Source organism: Sulfurovum sp. TSL6, from assembly GCF_019972115.1.
Taxonomy (GTDB): domain Bacteria; phylum Campylobacterota; class Campylobacteria; order Campylobacterales; family Sulfurovaceae; genus Sulfurovum.
Window position 1 is genome coordinate 402,363 of sequence record NZ_BPFJ01000003.1, and the last position, 20,139, is coordinate 422,501.

A 20,139-nucleotide genomic window follows, 5' to 3' on the forward strand; every position below is an offset into this window, starting at 1 on the left:
AAATGGAAATAGATAGACGAGACTTCCTACAGATTGCTGCATCACTAGGTTTACTAGGGGCAACTGGAGGAACCAATCTTTTTGCTGGTGAAGCCGGTAAAGAGCGTATCAAAAAATTGACTTTTTCTGATATCGTAGATTTCAAGCCTAAAGGAAAAGCAACGCTACTTCACATTTGTGATCTGCATGCACACCTTAAGCCACTATACTGGAGAGAACCATCTACACTTATTTCTGCAAAGAATTTAGTAGGAACACCAGGATTTATTTGTGGAGAGAGTTTCCAAAAATACTATGGTATTGCTCCAGGAAGTTTAGATGCGTACTTTGATACACACAATGACTTTACCGAACTTGCTAAAAAGTTTGGAAAAATGGGTGGTATCGCACATATGAAGCCTATTATCGATCATGTGAAAAAAGAGAGAGGTTCAGAGAATGTACTTCTTTTAGACAGTGGTGATACATGGCAAGGTACAGCAGTTGCACTCAAAACTGATGGTGAAGCGATCGTAGATGCGCAAAACTATCTGGGTGTAGATGTGATGGTCGGACACTGGGAATTTACCTATGGTAAAGAGCGTGTTCATGAATTGATCGGTATGCTAAAAGGAGATTTCATTTCCCAAAATGTGATCGACAATGATCCATTCTCAGATGAGTTTGAAGAGTTGATCTTCCCACCATACTCTATCCAAGAGGTAGGTGGTGCAAAGATAGGTATTATCGGGCAGTCATTCCCGTTCACATCTACTGCAAACCCTAAAAAGTTTACAGAAGGTTGGAGTTTCGCTCTTCGTCATGAATCACTGCAAGAGTATGTAAATGAACTTCGTAATGAGAAAAAAGTAGATGCAGTGGTTGTATTGAGTCATGATGGATTCTCTGTAGATCAGGAATTGGCTAAAAAAGTGACAGGTGTTGACTTCATTTTAAGTGGTCACACACACGATCCTAGCCCAGAGCCTATTATTGTGAATGATACAATCATTCTCATTTCAGGAAGTCATGGTAAGTATATTTCAAGACTTGATCTAGATATTCAAGATAAAAAAGTCGTTGATTACAGTTATAAACTCATACCTGTAGCTTCAAACCTTATCCCTGCGGATAAAGCGGGAGTTGATTTAGTTGAAAAATGGTATAAGCCTTATAATAAAGAGCTCAATGAAGTACTTGGTACTACCAAAGGACTTCTGTATAAAAGAGATACTTTCTACTCAACGTTTGATTCGCTTATAGGTATGGCGATTCAAGACGAGATGAAATGTGATATCAACTTTAATCCAGGATATAGATGGGGTACAACAGTACTTCCGGGTGATGACATCTTAAAAGACAATGTCTATGAGATGACGGCGATCACATACCCTGAGGTTTATACATTTGACCTCAAAGGTAAAGTGATAGCAAAATTGATGGAAGACATTGCAGATAATGTATTTAACGCAAATCCACTTCTGCAACAAGGTGGTGACATGAGTAGAATCACAGGTGCAAGTTATAGCATCAAAATATCTGCTCCATCGGGTAAGCGTATTTCTGACTTTATGATAGGTGGAAAGCCTATCGATATGGAAAAAACCTATAGGGTCTCATCATGGGGAGGAAACTTGCAGAATGTAGGTGAAAACCTTGATGAAAAAGCGATACGTCCAGTCTATGAGGTGGTCAGTGATTATATTCGTAGACAAAAAGTGATCGACATTCCTATGGAATCTAATGTGAAAGTGTTAGATATGGATTGTGGATGTCCGGTCGAAGGTGCTAAGTGTTCATAAGTTAGAACCGTGCCTCGTCTTTCTATTTGAAATGTTGTAGTCTCCTTTTGAAAGACGGGGCATTGGAAGTTGTGATAAAATCACAACTTTATTATAACACAGTGTTAATAAAGTCATTATGACAAAAAATAATAAAAGGGGTAAAAATGAACAAGGGAAGAATAAAAATCAGTTTAGCAGCATCAGTGCTATTATGTATGGGAACATCTGCTATAGCAGGTGGAGACATCGCTCCAGTTGAGCCGGTAGTATCGGTTAAAAAAGATACACCTAAACGTAAACTCAAAGGTAATATGGTAGTTGAATATAATGTGTTACCGGGAAGCGTAGACAATATCCGTGATATGTTTGGTGAAGGTATCTTTTACGGAAGACTCAGATCGAATACATTCTATTGGGATTGGGATAATGAGGATTACGGAACAGGCGGAAAGCAAAAAGACAATAAAAACTGGGGTGTAGGTGGAAGCCTTATCTATAAATCAGCTGTATTGGACGGGTTCAGCTTTACGATGGGCTATTATGGTTCATTAAATCCTGAAATCTTCAGAATGGATGACGATGAAGTCGGATTTGCAAAAGCGGGTAAAGATACATTCAGTAGACATAAAGTTGACACAACAGGTGCTTATGGTATGCACGTTCTAGGTCAAGCATACCTTGAATACAACAATGGTACTGTTGATGTGAAAGCTGGACGTCAACTCTTTGAATCTGTCTTTACGGCTTCAAATGACACGAAAATGATACCAAATACCTTTGATGGTGTGAGTGTAAGTGCAAAAGTTGCACCAAAAACTACAGCGAGAGTCGCATGGTTTGCTAAACAAAAATTAAGAGACCATGAAAATGCACATGATGTGGTTACATTTAAAAATGTAGATGGTGAGAGCTGGGATAATAATGATGATGCGGGGGTTCACAAAGGACTTTCATATGCTAATTTTACAGATCCAGCTATTAATGAAGACCCGAACCATGATATGTTCCTAGGGGATATCAAGACAAAAGCGATAGACAATCTAGACTTTACGTTAAGTGCTTTAACAGTGCCTGGTGTAGTGACGGATGTTGTTGGTGAAGCACACTATAGATTTAATCTAGACAATGGTTGGGCAGTAAGACCTGGTGTGAGATATTTCCATCAAATGGATGATGGTGGTGGGGAAGTTGCCGGATATACAAATCTGACTGGTAAGGTTGCAACAGGTTATGATGCAGGCGTAGCTACTTCACTTGATAGTAGTCTTTTCTGTGGAAGAGTTGACCTAGAAATGCCAAACAAAAAAGGTTTCTTTAGACTTGGTTACTCAAAAGTGGCAGATGAAGCAGATATCGTTGCACCATGGAGAGGATTCCCTACAGGTGGATTTACAAGAGCAATGGCACAGTATAACTGGTATGCAAATACTGAAACATTCATGGCTAGAGCTGTGTATAAGTTCAACTCAACATGGAAAGCTAGTTTAAGATATGCGATTCAGGATTTTGATGATGCTAAAACAACTATTCAACCTGATAGTAATGTATGGCACTTAGATACTTGGACGAATATCACAAAAAGACTTCAAATGAGAACACGTATCGGTTTGGTTGATGCTGATGTTGGTTCAACAGGAAAAACAGATACTTCTTATAATGAATATCGTTTAGAGTTTAACTACCTCTTCTAGGAGTAAGAGTGAAAAGCATCATAGCATTCTGTTTATGTTTATGGACAGCACAGGCGTACGAATATGATTTGACGCCTGTTAAGGTCTCTGAAAATGTACATTGCTTTTTTGGTGCACTAGAAAATATCACCAAAGAAAACGGTGGTAATATGGTTAATACATGTTTTGTTCAAACAAAACAGGGGTTTGTTGTCATAGACAGCGGCCCTACTTATGCCTATGCCAAACAGGCATATACGCAAATGCAAAAGATCCAAAACCTCCCTGTAAAGTATGTTATCAATACGCATGATCATGACGACCATTGGTTAGGCAATAGTTTTTATAAAAGCAAAGGCGCTTTGTTGATAGGTCCACGGACGTATGAACAAAATGTAGTTGTGGGTATGGAAACGCGAATGCAGCGTACTTTAGGCAGTGAAATTTACGCTAAAACAGAGATCGTGGATCTTGACACTATCGTAGATGACGACCTTACACTCAATGTCGGAGACAAGACCTTTAAAATTAAACAATTGGTAGCAAAAGCACACACCCAAGGTGATCTTATTGTATACTTACCGAATGAAAAAGTACTATTTGCAGGAGATCTTGTGTTTAATGGCAGGGTCACGTCTATACGAGATGGTTCAATCATAGGTTCTATCAAGGCATTGGCAAAAATAGATGCACTGCATCCTAATGTCATCATAGGCGGGCATGGATACAAAACAGATGCCAATGCTACAAAAGCACTCAAAGAATACCTGCTTGAAATGAAAGAAGAGGTACTCGATGCGTTGGATAATGACGTCTCTATGGAACAGGTCACTAAAAAAGTAACTATGCCAAAATATAAAGATATGAAACTCTATGATGTGTTGCACAGCCGCAATGTATTTGAAGCGTATCGAGAACTTGAAATGTATGATGAGGATGAAGAATGAGAATAGCATTGGCTATGTTAATTTATTTAAATGCACTTTTTGCGATGGAAGGAAAGGAAGTCTATGAAAAAAAATGTGCTTCTTGTCATCCGGGCTATATCTCTATGTCTAAACTTAAAGAGAATTTTCAAGACTATAACAATACACTCCTGAAGCTTACTGCACCCACGTTAAACCAGCTCTCTTATAGATTAAAAAAGAGTATAGGAGATCCTAAAGGTGACAATGAGATACATCGTATGGAAGTGGCAGCATTTATCAGTGAGTATGTGCTGCATCCAGACAGACAAAAAAGTCTCTGTTTAGACGAAGTGATGCAGTCTTTTCAAACCATGCCCAGTCTTGAAGGAAAGATCAGCGAAGAGGAACTTGAAGCAGTAAGTACCTACATTTATGATTTTGATGAGAAGGTCTTAGCAGAGAAAGGTGTACACTATGAAGGCTTCGAAAAAGCATTGCAAAAAGCAAAGCAAGAGGATAAGATCATTATGCTTAAAGTGATGACGAAAGATTGTTATTTCTGTAGAAAAATGGAGAGAGAAGTAATGATAGAAAAAGAGATAGTCGAGTTTTTAGAACAGGATTTTATCCCTGTCTCGATCGACATTTCTACGACAGAACTTCCTTTGGGATTACAAACCGAATTGACACCAAGCTTTATTTTTATAGATAAAAATGCTAAAGTATTATTAAACATACCCGGAGCATGGAATAAGATGGATTTTCTTGACATATTAAGAGAAGCCAAAACGAAACAGAGGTAAAGGATAAAAGATGAAAAAAATATTGATAGCATTAGCATGTTTACTCAGTTTTACTGTAGCCGAGACAGAGTTCGCAGAACCAAAACCGGCGATAGACAATCCTAGACAGCTTGTATTTGGTATACCAAGTGGTGAGATCAAAGAGATAAACCGTATTTTAAGCACAGTCAATAATGTCATGAAGTTTTATAGACCAGAAAATACGGAAATCGTGATCGTAGCCTATGGACAGGGATTAAAGTCTTTACTTAAAAAAGGTGATGTCGATGTACGGAAACGTATAGAAGCACTCATGACCTATGACGTAGAGTTTATTGCGTGCGGAAATACCATGAGAACACTTCATATAGATAAAAAAGATCTGCTTGATGACATAGGATTTGCAACCGCAGGGATCGTTGAAATTATAGAAAGACAACTTCAAGGGTACACTTACGCCCAACCCTAACCTGGATTGAAACTTTTACATATTATTTACAGAAGATTGTTATATTACGGTATAAAATCAAAAGGAATTCAAATATGAAATTGTTAATTAAGGGGATGCTTTGCGCATCATTGGTCGTGTCAAGTGTACAGTCTAAAGAATCAATAAAAGTAGCAGCTAAAGAGCCTACTGCTATGAAAAGTACTGCTGCAGATATAGAAATAATTACTTCAGAAAATGCAGATGGTAAAATCACACCTGCAAGTATAGAACAGGCATTTAAAGATGCAGGTTTTGTCATTTCAGCTAATAGGGATATGAATGGCCCTTTTGAGATACAGTTTAAAGAATCAGGTTTTGATATCTATAATCTCTTTACACTTTATAAGCCGGATGCCGTTTTGGAACTGGTGAAAAAATACCCGAATGTTGGTCTTTTTGCGCCTATGAGTATGTCTATTTATACTAAAAAAGGTGAAAAAAAGATTTCAGTCTCTTCTCTCACGGCAGAAGCGATGGCTAAGATCATGAAAGCGCCAAGTGATGACAAAACGTTGCATGACTTAAGAGCACTTGTCAAACAAACATTAAAAAAGGCAATGCCGAATGGTTCATATGAAACATTACCGTATGTGCAAACAGAGCCAAAAGGTGAGCTTGTTACGAGTTTTAGTATGGAAATGGATCCGGATGAGTGGGAAGATCAGTTAGATGAATTTAAGATGGGCTTTGAAGGTGAGCTTGCACCTAATGGCTTTGTCATCGCAGGGCACAATAATTTGGGTGATGACTTTGAAGAATCAAACTATGAAGCATTTAATTTTTATGAAGTCTACTCTGTTTGTAAACTACCGGTGATCTACACTATCGCTAAAACAAGACCAGAAGCAGGAGCCTATGCGCCATGTTCACTCTACCTTAGTAAAAAGAAAGATGAAGAGGAGATGCATATAGGATTTCCTTCTGTCTATAATTGGATGAGCTCTATGGCTATAGAGAGTAAAGAAGATATGGAAGTATTGGAAAAAGCACAGGCAGGTATGAACAAGATATTAACTGGACTCACTGAGTAATCTGATCTGTTGATAGCGTAGATATCGTTTTTGATGAAATATAAATAGCAGATGGCACCTATCAATTTTTTTTGATAAAAATGTTCCATTTGCTACACTAGATTAAAAACGTAAAGTTTCTTTAAACAAATAACCGTTTTTTAAAGCAAACTTTAATAGTATTAATCTATGCGTTTACCCCGCGTCTGATTAGATTAACGGGTTCTTATAGTTATTATAAGATTAGCTAAATTAAAGGAGGAAGCATGAAATTAGGTTTCTTAGTTGACCTTAACCTATGTATGGGTTGTAAAGGTTGTGAGATTGCTTGTAAAGTGGAAAATGAAGTTCCATTGAGTACTTGGCGTTTACGTGTTAAATATATAGATTTAGGAACATTCCCGGATACTAGAAGATCATTTACACCATTACGTTGTAATCATTGTGAGAATGCGCCATGTGAGCGTATTTGTCCTGTATCGGCATTACATTATTTAGAGAATGGTATTGTAAATATTGATAGTGACAGATGTATCGGTTGTGCTGGTTGTATGATGGCGTGTCCTTATGGAGCGATCTATATGGACCCTGAAACGAACACAGCAGATAAATGTACATACTGTGCACACCGTATTGAGAGCGGTATGATGCCAGCATGTGTGGTTGCGTGTCCAGTTGAAGCAAATATCTTTGGTGATATTGAAGATGATCATAGTCACATTTCACTCTATATTATGGAACATAAAGGTGCTGTTCAAGTACGTAAACCTGAAAAGCATACAAGTCCAACACACTTTTATGTAGGTGGTGGTAATGCAACATTGAACCCTCTAGCGCATCAGAGAATTGAAGGATTCAGTCTCTTTAATGATATTACTCACCTAGAACATGTAGGGGATAAAAATCACGGGATCCTTGATAGATTCTTAGCACCGTTTGCTGGACATCATGGTCCAACAGATAACGCAAGTTTTATTGAATCAGCGATAGATGCTGACTCACACGAACAAGAGGGAGGTCACTAAGATGGTAGAAAGTACAATTAACGCAACTCAAGCAGTTGTTACACTCGACGTACCTATTCAAGGAATTGTTTGGGGTAGTATTATTACTGTAAATATGTGGGCTAAAAGTATCGGTACAGGTGTTGTATTTTTAGCAGCATTCCTATGGTTTAGACATAATAAAGAGGATATGCCTAACTTAAGATGGCTTATGCCGGTACTTGCATTCGTATCACTGAATGTGTTTTTATTGTTTACATTGATAGATCTACATCAGCCGTACAGAATGATCCATATATTTACGCATCCGCATTGGACTTCGTCTATTACGGTGGGTGCTTGGATGGCATCTCTTTTCTTAGGTCTTATTACGATCCTTATGGTTATCGGTGCTGCAGATGCATTCCCTGGTCTTGGCGGTAAGAAAAATAAACTTGCTGAAATCGCTAGAAATAACTCTGCAGTGTATGAAAAGATCATGCCATTTTTAGTATTTTTAGCGATCCCTGTTACAACCTATACAGCGATCATTATGGCACAATCCAGTGCAAGAGAGTTATGGCAAGCACCTACTGAAGTCATGCAAATGATGTGGGCGGCACTTATGGCTGGTTCTGCAGCACTTATCTTCATATCTGGTTCATGGAGTAAAGAAGCAAGAAAAGATTTAGCACTTGTACTTACATTTGCTGTATTCTTCAGTTTCATGATGTATATGGGTGAGTATTTCTTCTCATTCAAATCTTCAGAAGCAGAAGCTGTTTTAGCATATGTACACTCAGGTGGAGCGTATAGTGTTGAATTCTGGATCGGTATGACACTTGGATTTATTATCCCATTCTTCTTAGGAATGAGTTACATGAAATCAGAAAACACAACGCTGCTTAGATTTGCAGCTATCTTAGCATTAGTAGGGCTATTCTTGGTAAAAGATGTATGGCTTAAGATCCCACAAATGTTACCATTAAGTTAAGGAGAAGATATCTATGACAAAATCAATGAATACAGAAGATAAAAATTTTATCGAAGGTAGAAGAAGTTTCCTTAAAGGTACAGCTTACTCTGTAGCAGGTGCAACACTTGCTGCAGGTGTATTTAAAACTGTAGCTGATACGCCAGCAATGGCAGAAACAAAGTTCACACCTACACCAAAGACACTTTCATTCTATCCGCCGCTTGATGAGTGGGATAGCTTTACTGAGTTAGATGGTGATGATTGGAAAAGAGGTGGTACAAGTAGAAATGGTGTTCAAAGCGAAGATAACCCTGATGGGATCAAAGCGACTGAATACATGCTTGTTCCTACAGCATGTTCAAACTGTGAAGCATCATGTGGTCTGACTGCATGGGTTGACCTTTCTACATACAAAGCTGGTGGACAGCTTGCAGTACGTAAATACATGGGTAACCCGCTTCACTCAGGTTCTCGTGGTAGAAACTGTGCAAAAGGTTATGCAACACAGTCGCAAATGTATGATCCAGATAGAATACCTTTCCCACTTAAAAGAGCTCCAGGTTCAAAAAGAGGTGAAGGTAAATGGGTAAGAACAACTTGGGATGAAGCGATGAAAGAGATCGGGCAAAAAATGCACGATACACTTAAAACAGGTGATGAGATCTCTAAAAAGTCGATCATGTACCATGTGGGTCGTCCAAATGAAAATGGTTTTGGTCACCGTGTACCACACTCTATGGGGATCGATGGTTATGATTCTCATACAAACATCTGTTCTGCGGGTGCAAGACAAGGTACGATTCAGTGGACAAACGATGACAGAAACTCTCCGGATTGGTCTAATGCAAAGTTGATCTTCCTTCAGTCTTCTCACGCTGCAGATGCGGGACACTACTTCCAACAGGCCGCAGGTCGTATTGCTGAAGCACGTAAAAAAGGTGCGAAACTTGTTGTTATGGATCCACGTTTGTCAAACTCTGCTGGTATGGCGGATCTATGGGTTCCATGTTGGCCAGGAACAGAGACAGCACTTTATCTCTATCTTGCAAACAGAATCTTGAATGAAAAAGGTGTGAATGGTGAAGATCTTGTAAATCACAACTTTGTGAAAAACTGGGTAAACTGGGACCACCTCATGAAAGACAGAGAGTACCTTAACCTACTTGTAGAAAAAGGATACATCAAGTCAGTACCTGCAGGTAACTCTTATGAAGAATTCATTGAGATGATCTCAGAAATGTATAGTCCTTATACACTTGACTTTGTAGCTGAAGAGTGTCGTATCGAAAAGCGTATCGTAGAAAAACTTTATGATATGTTCATCGATGCAGGCGCAAGAGTTGCAACGTATATCTGGAGAGCAGGACCGATAGGTCACAAAGGTGGATGGATGATCGCTAGATCGGCATTCTTACCGTTTGTTCTTCGTGGTGCAATGGCAGGTGATAAAGGTGGTGTTGGATTACACCACTGGCATGTTATTTCTGTTAACGGTAAGGGTAATGCTGCAACTGTGGATGGTTCAGCACCTGCAAAAGTTGACGTATGGAATGAGATCGCTTGGCCACCTGAGTATCCGTTGAGCTCTTATGAAATGAGTCACATCATGCCTCACCTTCTTATGGATGATGAGTGGAGAAACAAATGGAATGCCAAAGGATTGAATGTTCCTGAGAAGTTGGCTGTTTGGATCCCTCGTATGTACAACCCTGTCTGGATCAACCCGGATGGATTTAGATGGATTGAAGCACTCAAAAGAGAAGATAAGATCGAAATGTCATTCAACCTCTCACCAACATGGTCTGAGACAAACTGGTACTGTGACTTTATCTTACCTGTAGGACTTGCTGGTGAAAGACATGACCAACACTCAGAAGCAACTGAACCAAAAAGATGGCTTTCTTTCCGTAACCCGGCACTGAGAGTTGCACTAGAAAAAATGGGTTGGAAACCAAAAGATCCAACAAGAGCTACGCTAGAAGCACACATTAAAGCAGGTCTTGGTGAAGTATGGGAAGAGGTAGAGTTCTGGGCAAACATTATGACGCATTATGTCGATCCAGACGGTTCATTGGGTATCAGAAAGCATTGGGCTTCTAAAGAAGATCCAAGTAGATGTGTAACGATTGCTGAGTGGTATCAAGCAGCCTTTGATAATCTGCCAAACCTTAGAAAAGCAGCAAAAGCGGCCTATCCTGACTCTAGATATCCAAACTATGAGATGATGAGAGACAGAGGTACATGGTTAGAAGAAGATAATATCTATAAACCACAAGAGAGACCACTTAAAAAAGTAGGTGAGACATATATCGCTCATGGCCACGAGTATCATGAAAGTGAAGTAACCAAAGATGAGTTTGGTGTACTTCTTGCTACGGGGCATGATGGTAAAGAGACTGCGATCGGTGTAGAAGTAGATGGTGAATTGGTACAAGGTTTCCATACATTGACTAAAAAACTTGACTTCTACTGTGAGTGGTTCAAAGAGTGGAAATGGCCTGAGTACGCTATACCTATCTATCCGACCAATGCTGAAGATAGAAAGAAAATGACGCATGTTGTAACACAAGTACACCATGACTTCATGCAAAAAGAGAATGAATTTGCGTTGAATACAGTATTTAGATTACCATACAATATTCATACACGTTCAGTAAACTCTAAACACCTTATGGAGATTTCACAAAACCATAATCCAGTATGGATCTATACTGAAGATGCGAAGAAACTTGGCATTAAAAGAGGTGATGCAGTGAAGGTTACGATTCAAGATACAGTATCAGGTCTTGAGTCAGGTTACTTTATTGCTATGGCTGTACCAACTGAAGCTACAATGCCTGGTGTACTTGCATGTTCACACCACGCAGGTAGATGGAAACTCAAAAATGCGGTGGATATCCCTGGATTTGAACATAAACTAGGTGTGATGGGTCTTGGTGCACCACTTTATGAAATGACCATGGATGGTAAAGAGGGTACACTTAAGCCAACTCAAGGTATCGTAGCTGGTATGGATGAGCACAAAGACTCTTGGCAGTTTAAAGAGTACAATAGAGACCTTGACAACATTTGGTGGGATGGTCTTTCTGGTTCATGGCAAAATGCTGTAGCACCTTCTCATCCGGATCCAATTGCAGGTAACCATGCTTGGCATCAAAAAGTTGTGATGGAACCTGCAGGAAAAGATGACCAGATCGGTGATATTTATGTGAACTATGAGAACAACATGAAAGTATATCAAGCTTGGAGAGATAAATTAACGCGTCCACTTGATAGTACAGATACACTCAGACGTCCTCAACATATCAAACGTCCTTGTGTACCTTTGTCTGACAAAGCATACGCAGTAAAAATCAAGTAAGTTTACACTTACTGACATACTTCCAGGCATCTGCTTGGGAGTATCTACATTATACAATTTCCCAGATAATTAATTTTCTTATTACTTATTTATCTTGAAAGTGGTATAGTGCCAAAATATTTAACATGAAAGCAGATATATAGAACATGGATTTAATGAAACAAGAGATAGAAAACCGTATCGCAATTTATGCTTTGATCTCAAGATTGATGCTAGTGGAAGTAGATGAGACATTTTTGGAAAACATTGAGAAAGATGAAAGACTTTTGTCTTTTTTCCCTAATTACAGAGATTGGGCCAAACGCAAAGAAATTTCACGTAAAGACCTTATAGAACAATACTATAATGTGGACTTTACTAACCTCTTTTTAATGCACTTGGTGCCGTATGAGAGTTTCTATACAAGAGATGATCAAATGATAGAAAGTGGTGGAGATAACCCTATCGTAGAACTCTATAATGACTTGGATTTTCGTGTTCAACTGGATACTGCAAGGGTAGTGAGTGCAGACCATATAGGTGTGGAGTTAGAATTTATGTATATGTTATGTGTTGCACTGCAAAAAGCTTTAGCAGCGAATGACAAAGATGGTATCTGTGAATTACTTCAGGTACAACGTGCATTTTTAAAAGAACATCTTTTAGAATGGGCACCACTCTTTTTGATCAATGCAAAACGTGAGTCACGTACACCGCTTTATCATGATGGTGCTGAACTGGCTTTAGAGTTCTTGCTCAGTGACTTTGAATACGTGACAGAAAAGTTATCGACACATTGTGGGGATGAAGCGTAGTTTATGGGTTTACATTTTGATGTGGGTGCGTGTGTAAGAGCGACAAGTAAATTTTCTCAGTGTACTAAGTGTGTGGATATTTGTCCAGATTCCATAAGTTTGGTAGACAATCTCCCTAGTTTTAGTGCGTCGACCGGTGTAGAAGCAGCCGCATGTGTGGGTATCTGTCCTACAGAAGCTTTTGCACTGTCAGATTTTTCTACCACAGAGTTTTTCTTTACGTTTTTAGAATCTAAAGTGAGACTCATTTCACCAAAGTTCAACGTCCCTTGTATCTCAGTGTTGAGTGTGGAACATTTGATCTCTCTGGCTTTGGCAAGCGAGGAGACGATCACGATCGATCTGAGTTCTTATGATGAGGATTCATTACTTTTCGAGCATATTGAAGAGCGCATAGATGAGGCTAATTTCGTCTTATCGAGTTTTTCTGACAAACAACTTGCAACAAACCATGTAGCATCTGAAGAAGTCAAACAAAAAAATGAGCATGAGAATGATGAGGAAGTTACATCAAGACGCTCATTCTTAGGGAATGCTTCACTTGAAGGTGTGGTGAAACACAAAAAAGCATTCGATGATGCAGTAGAGGAAGATGAATTACAGCATTTTGAGATCGATGCATCCGTCATAGCCAAGATAAAAGATAAAAATCTACCAAATAAACGTAAGATACTTTTTACTACACTTAAACGTGCAGGAGTACCGGATGTATTTGAAGTACTTCCCGAAGAAGAAGTGAGTTTCACTTCTCAGAAGTTCGTGGATGAGAGTTGTACCAATTGTCAGATATGTTATCGTATCTGTCCTACCGGTGCACTTTCGACCGACGGTAAGTTCTCACTCATACACTTTGATGCTATGCTTTGTGTAAAGTGTCGTTTGTGTCATGATGTATGTGAACCTGATGCGATACAGCTGCAAAGCGGATTTGAGATCAAAGAATTCTTTGAACCTACACAAAGAACACTTGCAACGTTTAACATCAAACGTTGCAATGAGTGCGGTAACAACTTTACCTACACAGGTGGAGAACAGACTTGTCCGCGTTGTGCAGTGGAAGAAGAAGAAGCGATGTTCCTTCATGATAATGCCAGACGTATGAGAGGGGAAGAAGAGTAATGGAACCACATGAAATAAAACCTGATACAGGACTCTGCACCATACTGGGGTATAATGCCCAAACAGGGTATATGAGAAAATACTTTAATAAGATCATGAAACGCAATGGGATTAATGCAACAGCCATTGCCCTGAATATTAAAGATGAACACTTTGATTACACCATGGCAAATGTCGGAGAGTCAAAAGTCACACAAATGATGATCGAAAAAGAGTTTGGCGCTAAAGCGGTACATTATTGTGAAAGTTTGGACAGTTGTGCACAGAGAGAGGGACGTGTAGACTTTATCGAAGTTACTGATGGAAAAGTAAAAGGATTTTGTCTGGATGATGAGGCAAAAGTACTGTATGACAAACCGGAGTTTCTGGATGACCAGATCATTTTTGTGACAAAGATGATGCTTATTGCCAATAGATGGTTTGATGCAAAAATTAATGTGGATGATATTCCGCTACTAATAGGAGAGTAAGAATGAGAGATATAGACGATTTAAGAAAAGAATTTGAAAACTTTAATGAGAAAAATTTTAATGGGAATCCAGCATTTGGTCCTGATGGACAATGTGCTGCTGATGAAGAGGTAGATCTTAAAGACTATCCGTCCTATACAGAAGCACTGTATGCGAAACTTATCGCTCCGCATGTAAGCGGTATTTATATTTCAAGATGGGACATTAAAGATATCGCTCTTGAAGCAGGTGACTCTATGGCGATCCATCCACGTAAACGTATGTTTGAGTTACTCATGAAGTTTGCAACGAGCAGAGAGAATATGCAAGCTGTACTTGATGCACTTGAAGCACATATGGAAGATAAAATTGCTATTTATACAGAGTGTATGACAAAATTTCCAAACTCTGCAGAAGTATTTCAGCCTAAGATAGACAAGGCCAGAAAAACAATGAAACTTTTCCCTCAAATCATTGAAGAGTATTTCCCGGAATAATTAGAGTTACCCTTATTATTCTTTCAGTATAATAGATTATCTTGAAATTGTAAGGTCCAGTATGTCTGAAATCAACAAAGAAGAAGTATTAGCATATCATAAGCAAGGGAAGATAGGTATAGACATTACTAAACCTTGTGATACGCAACATGAACTCTCACTTGCCTACACCCCTGGTGTAGCGATACCCTGTCTTGAAATCGCAAAAGATGAAAGTCTTTCTTTTGAATATACCAATCGCTCCAATCTAGTTGCAGTGATCTCTGACGGTACGGCAGTACTTGGTCTAGGGGACATTGGACCTTTTGCATCTAAACCTGTTATGGAAGGTAAATCAGTACTTTTTAAAAAGTTTGCGAATGTGGATGCTTTTGATATAGAACTGGATGTGCATACCATAGAGGAGATCGTCACTACCTGTAAAGCGATCGCTCCCACTTTTGGAGGCATTAACCTTGAAGATATCAAAGCCCCTCAATGTTTTGAGATAGAAAGAAAGTTACAAGAAGCACTTGATATTCCTGTGTTTCATGATGACCAGCATGGTACTGCTATCATCACGACTGCAGGATTGATGAATGTACTCGAATTGACAGGTAAAAAAGTGGATGAGATCAAAATAGTAGTGAGTGGTGCAGGTGCTGCGGGTCTTTCCTGTGCAAAAATGTATCAAAGACTGGGTGTCAAAAAGATCGTTGTGTGTGACAGCAAAGGGCCCATTACCACGGCAAGAACAGATTTAAATGCATATAAAGCGCCTTTCGCTATAGATTCAGACGCTAAGACACTTGAGGATGTGATAGAGAATGCAGATATGTTTTTAGGTTTGAGTGTTGCAGGTGCATTGAGTAAGGAGATGGTAGCCAAAATGGCACCTGAACCTATTATCTTTGCTTTAGCCAATCCTGTACCTGAAATCTTGCCGTCTGAGGTGATGGAAGTACGTGACGATGCGATTGTCGGTACAGGACGTTCTGATTATCCCAACCAGATCAACAATGTATTGGGGTTCCCATTTATCTTTAGAGGTGCATTGGATATGCGTGCAAAAAAGATCACTGAAGGTATGAAAATGGCAGCAGCTGAAGCATTGGCGGCTTTAGCGAAAGAGCCAGTGCCTGACTATGTGAAGAGTGCATATCATAATGACAACATCACCTATGGGAAAGATCATATTATTCCTTTACCTTTTAACAAGGAAGCCTTGGTTTGGGTTGCTTCAGCCGTAGCAAAAGCTGCCTATGATGAGGGTGTTGCGCGAGTCGAGCATTATGATCATGAGGAATATAAAGAGCAATTACGATACATGATTTATGGTCGTCCTGAGAACAAGTGATCAATGAATATAAAATCTTATGTAAATCTTTATGAGCTATTGGGGTTAGATCATTCGACACGGGAAGAAAACCGTGCTTTTGGCTTAACCCATGTAATGTTAAAAAATAAACCTATTGAACAACTTTTAGCATGGGTAGAGAAGTATCAAGACAGGTTGAAAAAACCACTTTTAAGTGATACTTTTTCTTCTTATTTGTACAGGGTCACTTTTACACTTGTTGTGATTGCATTTGTCTTGGGACTAGTATCGGGTGTGGCTTTACTTTCTTACCATGGACACGAACCGGTCAATGTCATTTATTTTATGGCTGTGGCTGTTTTTCTTCCTCTCTTGACGATGTTACTGACACTTTTTGCAATGCTTAGAGCCAGTAGTGCCGAGAATGTTTTGATACATCTTTCGCCTGCTTTTTGGATGGAAAAGATATTGGGGTTTTTACCCGGCAAGGTACAAGAGCAGATCAAAGGTTTGAAGATCAATCCATTACTTGCAAACTGGATCATTATTAAACGTTCACAGATCATTGTTCTGTTTTTTTCTCTGGGGTTACTCTTGGCACTTTTGGGGGTGATCGTGACCAAAGATATAGCCTTTGCATGGAGTACAACCCTGCATATCTCTCCTGAGGTATTTCATGGTTTTTTACAAACGATAGCATTTCCATGGAGAGAATTCGCTCCGTCTGCCGTGCCATCACTTGAACTCATAGCACAGAGTCAATATTTCAGATTGGGTGATAAACTGGATGAAGAGATGATCGCACATGCATCAGAGCTTGGAGAGTGGTGGAAGTTTTTGGCTTTTTCTACCCTTTTTTATGCGATTTTCTTACGTTTTGTAATATTCATCCTTGCCTCTTTTGGATATAACGCTGCCATAAAACGATCGCTTTTAACTTTAAAGGGAGCGATAAAATTACTGAGAGAGATCAATGAACCGATTATCTCTACGCATGCTGATAAAAATGAAAAGGTATTTCACTCAGGTGAGGGGCATTATAGTCAAATTGTAAACACATTAGATGCCTCTTATGATGGCATACAAGGATGGGCGATACCGTATGATGAGCTTTTGGTATTGGGTGAAAGGTTGAAGATCATTGCACCTGCACATTGTGAAGTTGGGGGTGCAAACACGCTTGAGGAAGACACTGAGATCGTCTTTAAAAGTCATGGTGAAATACTTTTGTTTGTAAAAGCATGGGAGCCTCCGACAATGGATTTTGTAGATTATCTCAGTGAATTGACCGACAAAGTGGATAAAGTGATAGTGGTACCCATAGGTACGGCAGAAAATCATTATGAAGCAACCCATAAAGAGATCGATGTATGGGAAAATAAACTCACTATGCTTGGAGATAGCAAAGTGTGGTTAAAAAGATCCAGTGCTAAAGTGCAGAGCAGGGAGGCACTGAATGCAGAGTCGTAAACAGATCGATTTTTCTCACCCTAAATTTGCTGTTGTAGGGCATCCGAATAAAGGTAAGAGTTCCATTGTCTCAGCTTTGGCACTGGATGACTCTGTACAGATATCTGATACACCGGGAACCACAACAAAAAAACGCTCTTTCCCTTTAACGGTAGATGGAAAGGTTTTATATGAACTTTTTGATACACCTGGTTTTCAAAGAGCCCGAAAGGTACTTGCATGGCTAGAAAGACATGATGTCCCTGCAAATAAAAAACATGAAGTGGTACAGGCATTTATCGATACGCATAAAGAGGATGAACGTTTTAATGATGAAATAGAACTGCTTGAACCTATCATGGATGGAGCAGGCATTATTTATGTGGTAGACGGTTCACAACCCTATGGGGAAGAGTACGAAACCGAAATGGAAATTCTACGCTGGACAGGACAGCCTTCTATGGCACTGATCAACCATATTGATGAGACAGATTACAGTGAAGAGTGGAAGCGGGCACTGGAACATTATTTTAAGATGGTCCGTACCTTTAATCCTATGCAGACAAGCTTCGAACAGCACATGAGTATACTGGAGAGTATGGCTCAGCTTAAAGAAGAGTGGATAGCCCCGCTCAAAGCATCGATCAAACTTTTTAAACAGTACCAGCAACAAATGCTTGAACGCAGTGCCTCTCTCATAGCAGGATTGGTGTCTGAGTCTGTCAGTACTGTAGAGAAACTCCCTTTTTATACCCAAGAGGCCAGTGAAGAAGAGAGACAGAAGATAGAAAGTCATTATAAAGACCGGTTACGAGACTTAGAAGTGACCACACAAAAGCATATAGAAGAGATTTGGAACCATGGTCACCTTCAAAAAGAAGAGAAAGCTTTAACGTTTGAAGGGATGGATCTTTTTTCGGAAGAGACAGCCTCTGTATTTGGACTGACACGTAAAGAACTTCTCATTACTGGTGTGACTTCAGGTGCAGTCACGGGTGCAGGTATTGATTTACTTTTTGCAGGGCATACACTTCTTTTGGGCGGAGCCATAGGGGCAATGGTAGGGGGTGCAGGTGCATATTTTGGTTTCAATGAACTTTCAGAAGTAAAGGTCTTGGGTCAAACCATGGGTAAACGCTACCTAGAGATGGGACCTATGGAAAATAGAAATTTTCCTTATATCTTACTGGGACGTGCTATCTATCATACCATGAAGGTAGCACAAACTTCCCATGCCAAAAGAGAAGTGTTTGAGATTGAAATGGATCAGACATTTAAAGAGAAATGGTTGGATGATGTGTCAAGAAAGTCTTTAGAAAAATACCATAAGAAGTTTCGTTCAGGAAGTGCTTTGGAAGCAGGGGAACTCAAAGAGTATGAAGCGCTCATTCAGCGTATATTAAAGCATTTGATCGATGCCTGAAAACAATCCTTTTAAACATTTACATCAAGATCACGTTGAGGGAGAGCCGACAGAATCTTCTTTGCACTCCAAAACTATGGCAAAGAGAGTCACCTTAGGGATCTTTGTCGTATTTCTCCTACTTTTCCCTCACTACGCACCATGGGAGCCAGGCTATGAGCAAGATGGCTCTTTGGTACAGAGGTTATTTACCCTGTATTTTTTTGTAGCCAATCAGACTTTGGGTATTGTGCATGAAGGTGGACATGGTGTCTGTTATATCTTACCTTGTCCGGAGTTTTTGACTATGGCCAATGGAACGATCTTTCAGTTACTTTTTCCGGGGTTGATCGCCTACTATTATTATAGGAAAGGTAATCTGTTTGCTGCCCTGATCGCACTATTTTTTGTAGGATTCTCTCTCCAGTACACAGCATGGTATCTTTCTACAGCCCATGAAGGCCTCATACTTCCGGCACATAAATCTTTTTTAGGTGTAGATGCGATCCATGATTTTAACTATATGCTCAGTGCACTGGGACTTTTAGCTTATGAATCTTTGATAGCAGGATTGACAAGGTTTATAGCCTATCTGATAATGCTTGCAGCTGTGATAGGGATGTTTTTTGAAGCGTTTCCAAATAAGCCTAAGAAAAGAGTAAAGAGGGGATGGCGTCGAAGAAAAAAAGACTTTTAAAAAAGTCTCTCGAGCCCCATAAGTATCGCAGCACTCAAGAATCCACCGGCAATTCCTGCCAATACATCATCGAGCATCACGCCAAGACCACCTTTAAGCTCTCTATCTATCCAACCGATAGTTGAAGGTTTCCAGATGTCAAAAAGACGAAATGCAGCAAAACTGATCACGATAGCTAAAAGTTCGGCATAAGGGTAATGCATAGTCACAGCCGTTGCATATGCGATCATCAGGCTGAGCCACATCCCTGCTGCTTCATCTATAACAATCTGCTGATGATCATGAATACCCGTAGCTTTTTCATATTTGTTCACTTCAAAGATACCTATAATGGTAATAGCCAGTGTCAGCATAAAAAGTGTTTCCATGCCAAAGTAGTAGAGTAGAGCGACTCCTACAGGAAGAGATGCAAGTGAGCCTACTGTACCAGGTGCTTTGGGGCTAAGTCCAGCACCAAAGAATGTGAGAAAAAGTTTTTGAATTGTCATAAGG

Annotated in this window: 18 protein-coding genes; 17 read left to right on the top strand and 1 reads right to left on the bottom strand. The window is 39.6% G+C overall.

Annotated elements, in window-relative coordinates; genetic code table 11:
• Window positions 1-2: 2 nt before the first annotated feature.
• The 17 genes from soxB (at window position 3) to LDM93_RS11095 (ending at window position 19,647) form a co-directional block, all read left to right on the top strand.
• The gene (gene soxB / locus LDM93_RS11015) at window positions 3-1,781 is read left to right on the top strand and encodes a thiosulfohydrolase SoxB (RefSeq protein WP_223892454.1); all 1,779 of its coding nucleotides are present in this window, start codon (window positions 3-5) and stop codon (window positions 1,779-1,781) included.
• Window positions 1,782-1,927: 146 nt separating this feature from the next.
• Window positions 1,928-3,454, top strand: a complete 1,527-nt coding sequence (locus tag LDM93_RS11020) for a hypothetical protein (protein ID WP_223892455.1) — start codon at window positions 1,928-1,930, stop codon at window positions 3,452-3,454.
• 8 nt (window positions 3,455-3,462) lie between these two features.
• The gene (locus LDM93_RS11025; protein WP_223892456.1) at window positions 3,463-4,380 is read left to right on the top strand and encodes an MBL fold metallo-hydrolase; all 918 of its coding nucleotides are present in this window, start codon (window positions 3,463-3,465) and stop codon (window positions 4,378-4,380) included.
• On the top strand, window positions 4,377-5,144 hold the full coding sequence (locus LDM93_RS11030) for a thioredoxin fold domain-containing protein (RefSeq protein WP_223892457.1): 768 nt from the start codon (window positions 4,377-4,379) through the stop codon (window positions 5,142-5,144). Before LDM93_RS11025 ends, LDM93_RS11030 begins: the two co-directional genes overlap by 4 nt.
• A gap of 10 nt (window positions 5,145-5,154) precedes the next feature.
• Window positions 5,155-5,592: a DsrE family protein gene (locus LDM93_RS11035; RefSeq protein ID WP_223892458.1), complete on the top strand. Its 438-nt coding sequence runs from the start codon at window positions 5,155-5,157 to the stop codon at window positions 5,590-5,592.
• A gap of 74 nt (window positions 5,593-5,666) precedes the next feature.
• Entirely contained in the window at window positions 5,667-6,644 is a 978-nt protein-coding gene (locus tag LDM93_RS11040) for a DUF302 domain-containing protein (protein WP_223892459.1), read from the top strand.
• A 245-nt stretch (window positions 6,645-6,889) separates the two neighbouring features.
• Entirely contained in the window at window positions 6,890-7,648 is a 759-nt protein-coding gene (locus LDM93_RS11045; RefSeq protein WP_223892460.1) for a 4Fe-4S dicluster domain-containing protein, read from the top strand.
• A 1-nt stretch (window position 7,649) separates the two neighbouring features.
• Complete coding sequence (gene nrfD / locus LDM93_RS11050) at window positions 7,650-8,600, top strand: NrfD/PsrC family molybdoenzyme membrane anchor subunit (protein ID WP_223892461.1); 951 nt, start codon at window positions 7,650-7,652, stop codon at window positions 8,598-8,600.
• Window positions 8,601-8,613: 13 nt separating this feature from the next.
• The gene (locus LDM93_RS11055) at window positions 8,614-11,943 is read left to right on the top strand and encodes a molybdopterin-dependent oxidoreductase (RefSeq protein WP_223892462.1); all 3,330 of its coding nucleotides are present in this window, start codon (window positions 8,614-8,616) and stop codon (window positions 11,941-11,943) included.
• Window positions 11,944-12,098: 155 nt separating this feature from the next.
• Window positions 12,099-12,737: a molecular chaperone gene (locus LDM93_RS11060; protein WP_223892463.1), complete on the top strand. Its 639-nt coding sequence runs from the start codon at window positions 12,099-12,101 to the stop codon at window positions 12,735-12,737.
• A 3-nt stretch (window positions 12,738-12,740) separates the two neighbouring features.
• On the top strand, window positions 12,741-13,856 hold the full coding sequence (locus tag LDM93_RS11065; RefSeq protein WP_223892464.1) for a 4Fe-4S binding protein: 1,116 nt from the start codon (window positions 12,741-12,743) through the stop codon (window positions 13,854-13,856).
• On the top strand, window positions 13,856-14,326 hold the full coding sequence (locus tag LDM93_RS11070) for a hypothetical protein (RefSeq protein ID WP_223892465.1): 471 nt from the start codon (window positions 13,856-13,858) through the stop codon (window positions 14,324-14,326). Before LDM93_RS11065 ends, LDM93_RS11070 begins: the two co-directional genes overlap by 1 nt.
• Before the next feature lie 2 nt (window positions 14,327-14,328).
• Window positions 14,329-14,802, top strand: a complete 474-nt coding sequence (locus tag LDM93_RS11075) for a hypothetical protein (RefSeq protein WP_223892466.1) — start codon at window positions 14,329-14,331, stop codon at window positions 14,800-14,802.
• A 61-nt stretch (window positions 14,803-14,863) separates the two neighbouring features.
• The gene (locus LDM93_RS11080; protein WP_223892467.1) at window positions 14,864-16,138 is read left to right on the top strand and encodes a malic enzyme-like NAD(P)-binding protein; all 1,275 of its coding nucleotides are present in this window, start codon (window positions 14,864-14,866) and stop codon (window positions 16,136-16,138) included.
• Window positions 16,139-16,141: 3 nt separating this feature from the next.
• Window positions 16,142-17,569 carry a DUF2868 domain-containing protein gene (locus LDM93_RS11085; protein ID WP_223892468.1) on the top strand — a complete coding sequence of 476 codons (1,428 nt, stop codon included), beginning with the start codon at window positions 16,142-16,144 and terminating at the stop codon, window positions 17,567-17,569.
• Entirely contained in the window at window positions 17,556-18,971 is a 1,416-nt protein-coding gene (locus tag LDM93_RS11090) for a DUF3482 domain-containing protein (protein WP_223892469.1), read from the top strand. The genes LDM93_RS11085 and LDM93_RS11090 overlap by 14 nt, the downstream gene beginning before the upstream one ends.
• Window positions 18,964-19,647, top strand: coding sequence for a hypothetical protein (locus LDM93_RS11095; protein WP_223892470.1), 684 nt, complete (start codon window positions 18,964-18,966; stop codon window positions 19,645-19,647). Before LDM93_RS11090 ends, LDM93_RS11095 begins: the two co-directional genes overlap by 8 nt.
• On the opposite strand, the gene LDM93_RS11100 is transcribed toward LDM93_RS11095, so the two are convergent.
• Window positions 19,644-20,135, bottom strand: coding sequence for a phosphatidylglycerophosphatase A (locus tag LDM93_RS11100; protein WP_223892471.1), 492 nt, complete (start codon window positions 20,133-20,135; stop codon window positions 19,644-19,646). The two genes, LDM93_RS11095 and LDM93_RS11100, sit on opposite strands and share 4 nt — an antisense overlap.
• Window positions 20,136-20,139: the final 4 nt, after the last annotated feature.

What these genes read in the sequence shown, in the direction of transcription:
- soxB (WP_223892454.1), top strand. Translation starts at nt 3, where the DNA reads ATGGAAATAGATAGACGAGACTTCCTACAGATTGCTGCATCACTAGGT.
- LDM93_RS11020 (WP_223892455.1), top strand. Translation starts at nt 1,928, where the DNA reads ATGAACAAGGGAAGAATAAAAATCAGTTTAGCAGCATCAGTGCTATTA.
- LDM93_RS11030 (WP_223892457.1), top strand. Translation starts at nt 4,377, where the DNA reads ATGAGAATAGCATTGGCTATGTTAATTTATTTAAATGCACTTTTTGCG.
- LDM93_RS11035 (WP_223892458.1), top strand. Translation starts at nt 5,155, where the DNA reads ATGAAAAAAATATTGATAGCATTAGCATGTTTACTCAGTTTTACTGTA.
- LDM93_RS11040 (WP_223892459.1), top strand. Translation starts at nt 5,667, where the DNA reads ATGAAATTGTTAATTAAGGGGATGCTTTGCGCATCATTGGTCGTGTCA.
- LDM93_RS11045 (WP_223892460.1), top strand. Translation starts at nt 6,890, where the DNA reads ATGAAATTAGGTTTCTTAGTTGACCTTAACCTATGTATGGGTTGTAAA.
- nrfD (WP_223892461.1), top strand. Translation starts at nt 7,650, where the DNA reads ATGGTAGAAAGTACAATTAACGCAACTCAAGCAGTTGTTACACTCGAC.
- LDM93_RS11055 (WP_223892462.1), top strand. Translation starts at nt 8,614, where the DNA reads ATGACAAAATCAATGAATACAGAAGATAAAAATTTTATCGAAGGTAGA.
- LDM93_RS11060 (WP_223892463.1), top strand. Translation starts at nt 12,099, where the DNA reads ATGAAACAAGAGATAGAAAACCGTATCGCAATTTATGCTTTGATCTCA.
- LDM93_RS11065 (WP_223892464.1), top strand. Translation starts at nt 12,741, where the DNA reads ATGGGTTTACATTTTGATGTGGGTGCGTGTGTAAGAGCGACAAGTAAA.
- LDM93_RS11070 (WP_223892465.1), top strand. Translation starts at nt 13,856, where the DNA reads ATGGAACCACATGAAATAAAACCTGATACAGGACTCTGCACCATACTG.
- LDM93_RS11075 (WP_223892466.1), top strand. Translation starts at nt 14,329, where the DNA reads ATGAGAGATATAGACGATTTAAGAAAAGAATTTGAAAACTTTAATGAG.
- LDM93_RS11080 (WP_223892467.1), top strand. Translation starts at nt 14,864, where the DNA reads ATGTCTGAAATCAACAAAGAAGAAGTATTAGCATATCATAAGCAAGGG.
- LDM93_RS11085 (WP_223892468.1), top strand. Translation starts at nt 16,142, where the DNA reads ATGAATATAAAATCTTATGTAAATCTTTATGAGCTATTGGGGTTAGAT.
- LDM93_RS11090 (WP_223892469.1), top strand. Translation starts at nt 17,556, where the DNA reads ATGCAGAGTCGTAAACAGATCGATTTTTCTCACCCTAAATTTGCTGTT.
- LDM93_RS11095 (WP_223892470.1), top strand. Translation starts at nt 18,964, where the DNA reads ATGCCTGAAAACAATCCTTTTAAACATTTACATCAAGATCACGTTGAG.
- LDM93_RS11100 (WP_223892471.1), bottom strand. Translation starts at nt 20,135, where the DNA reads ATGACAATTCAAAAACTTTTTCTCACATTCTTTGGTGCTGGACTTAGC.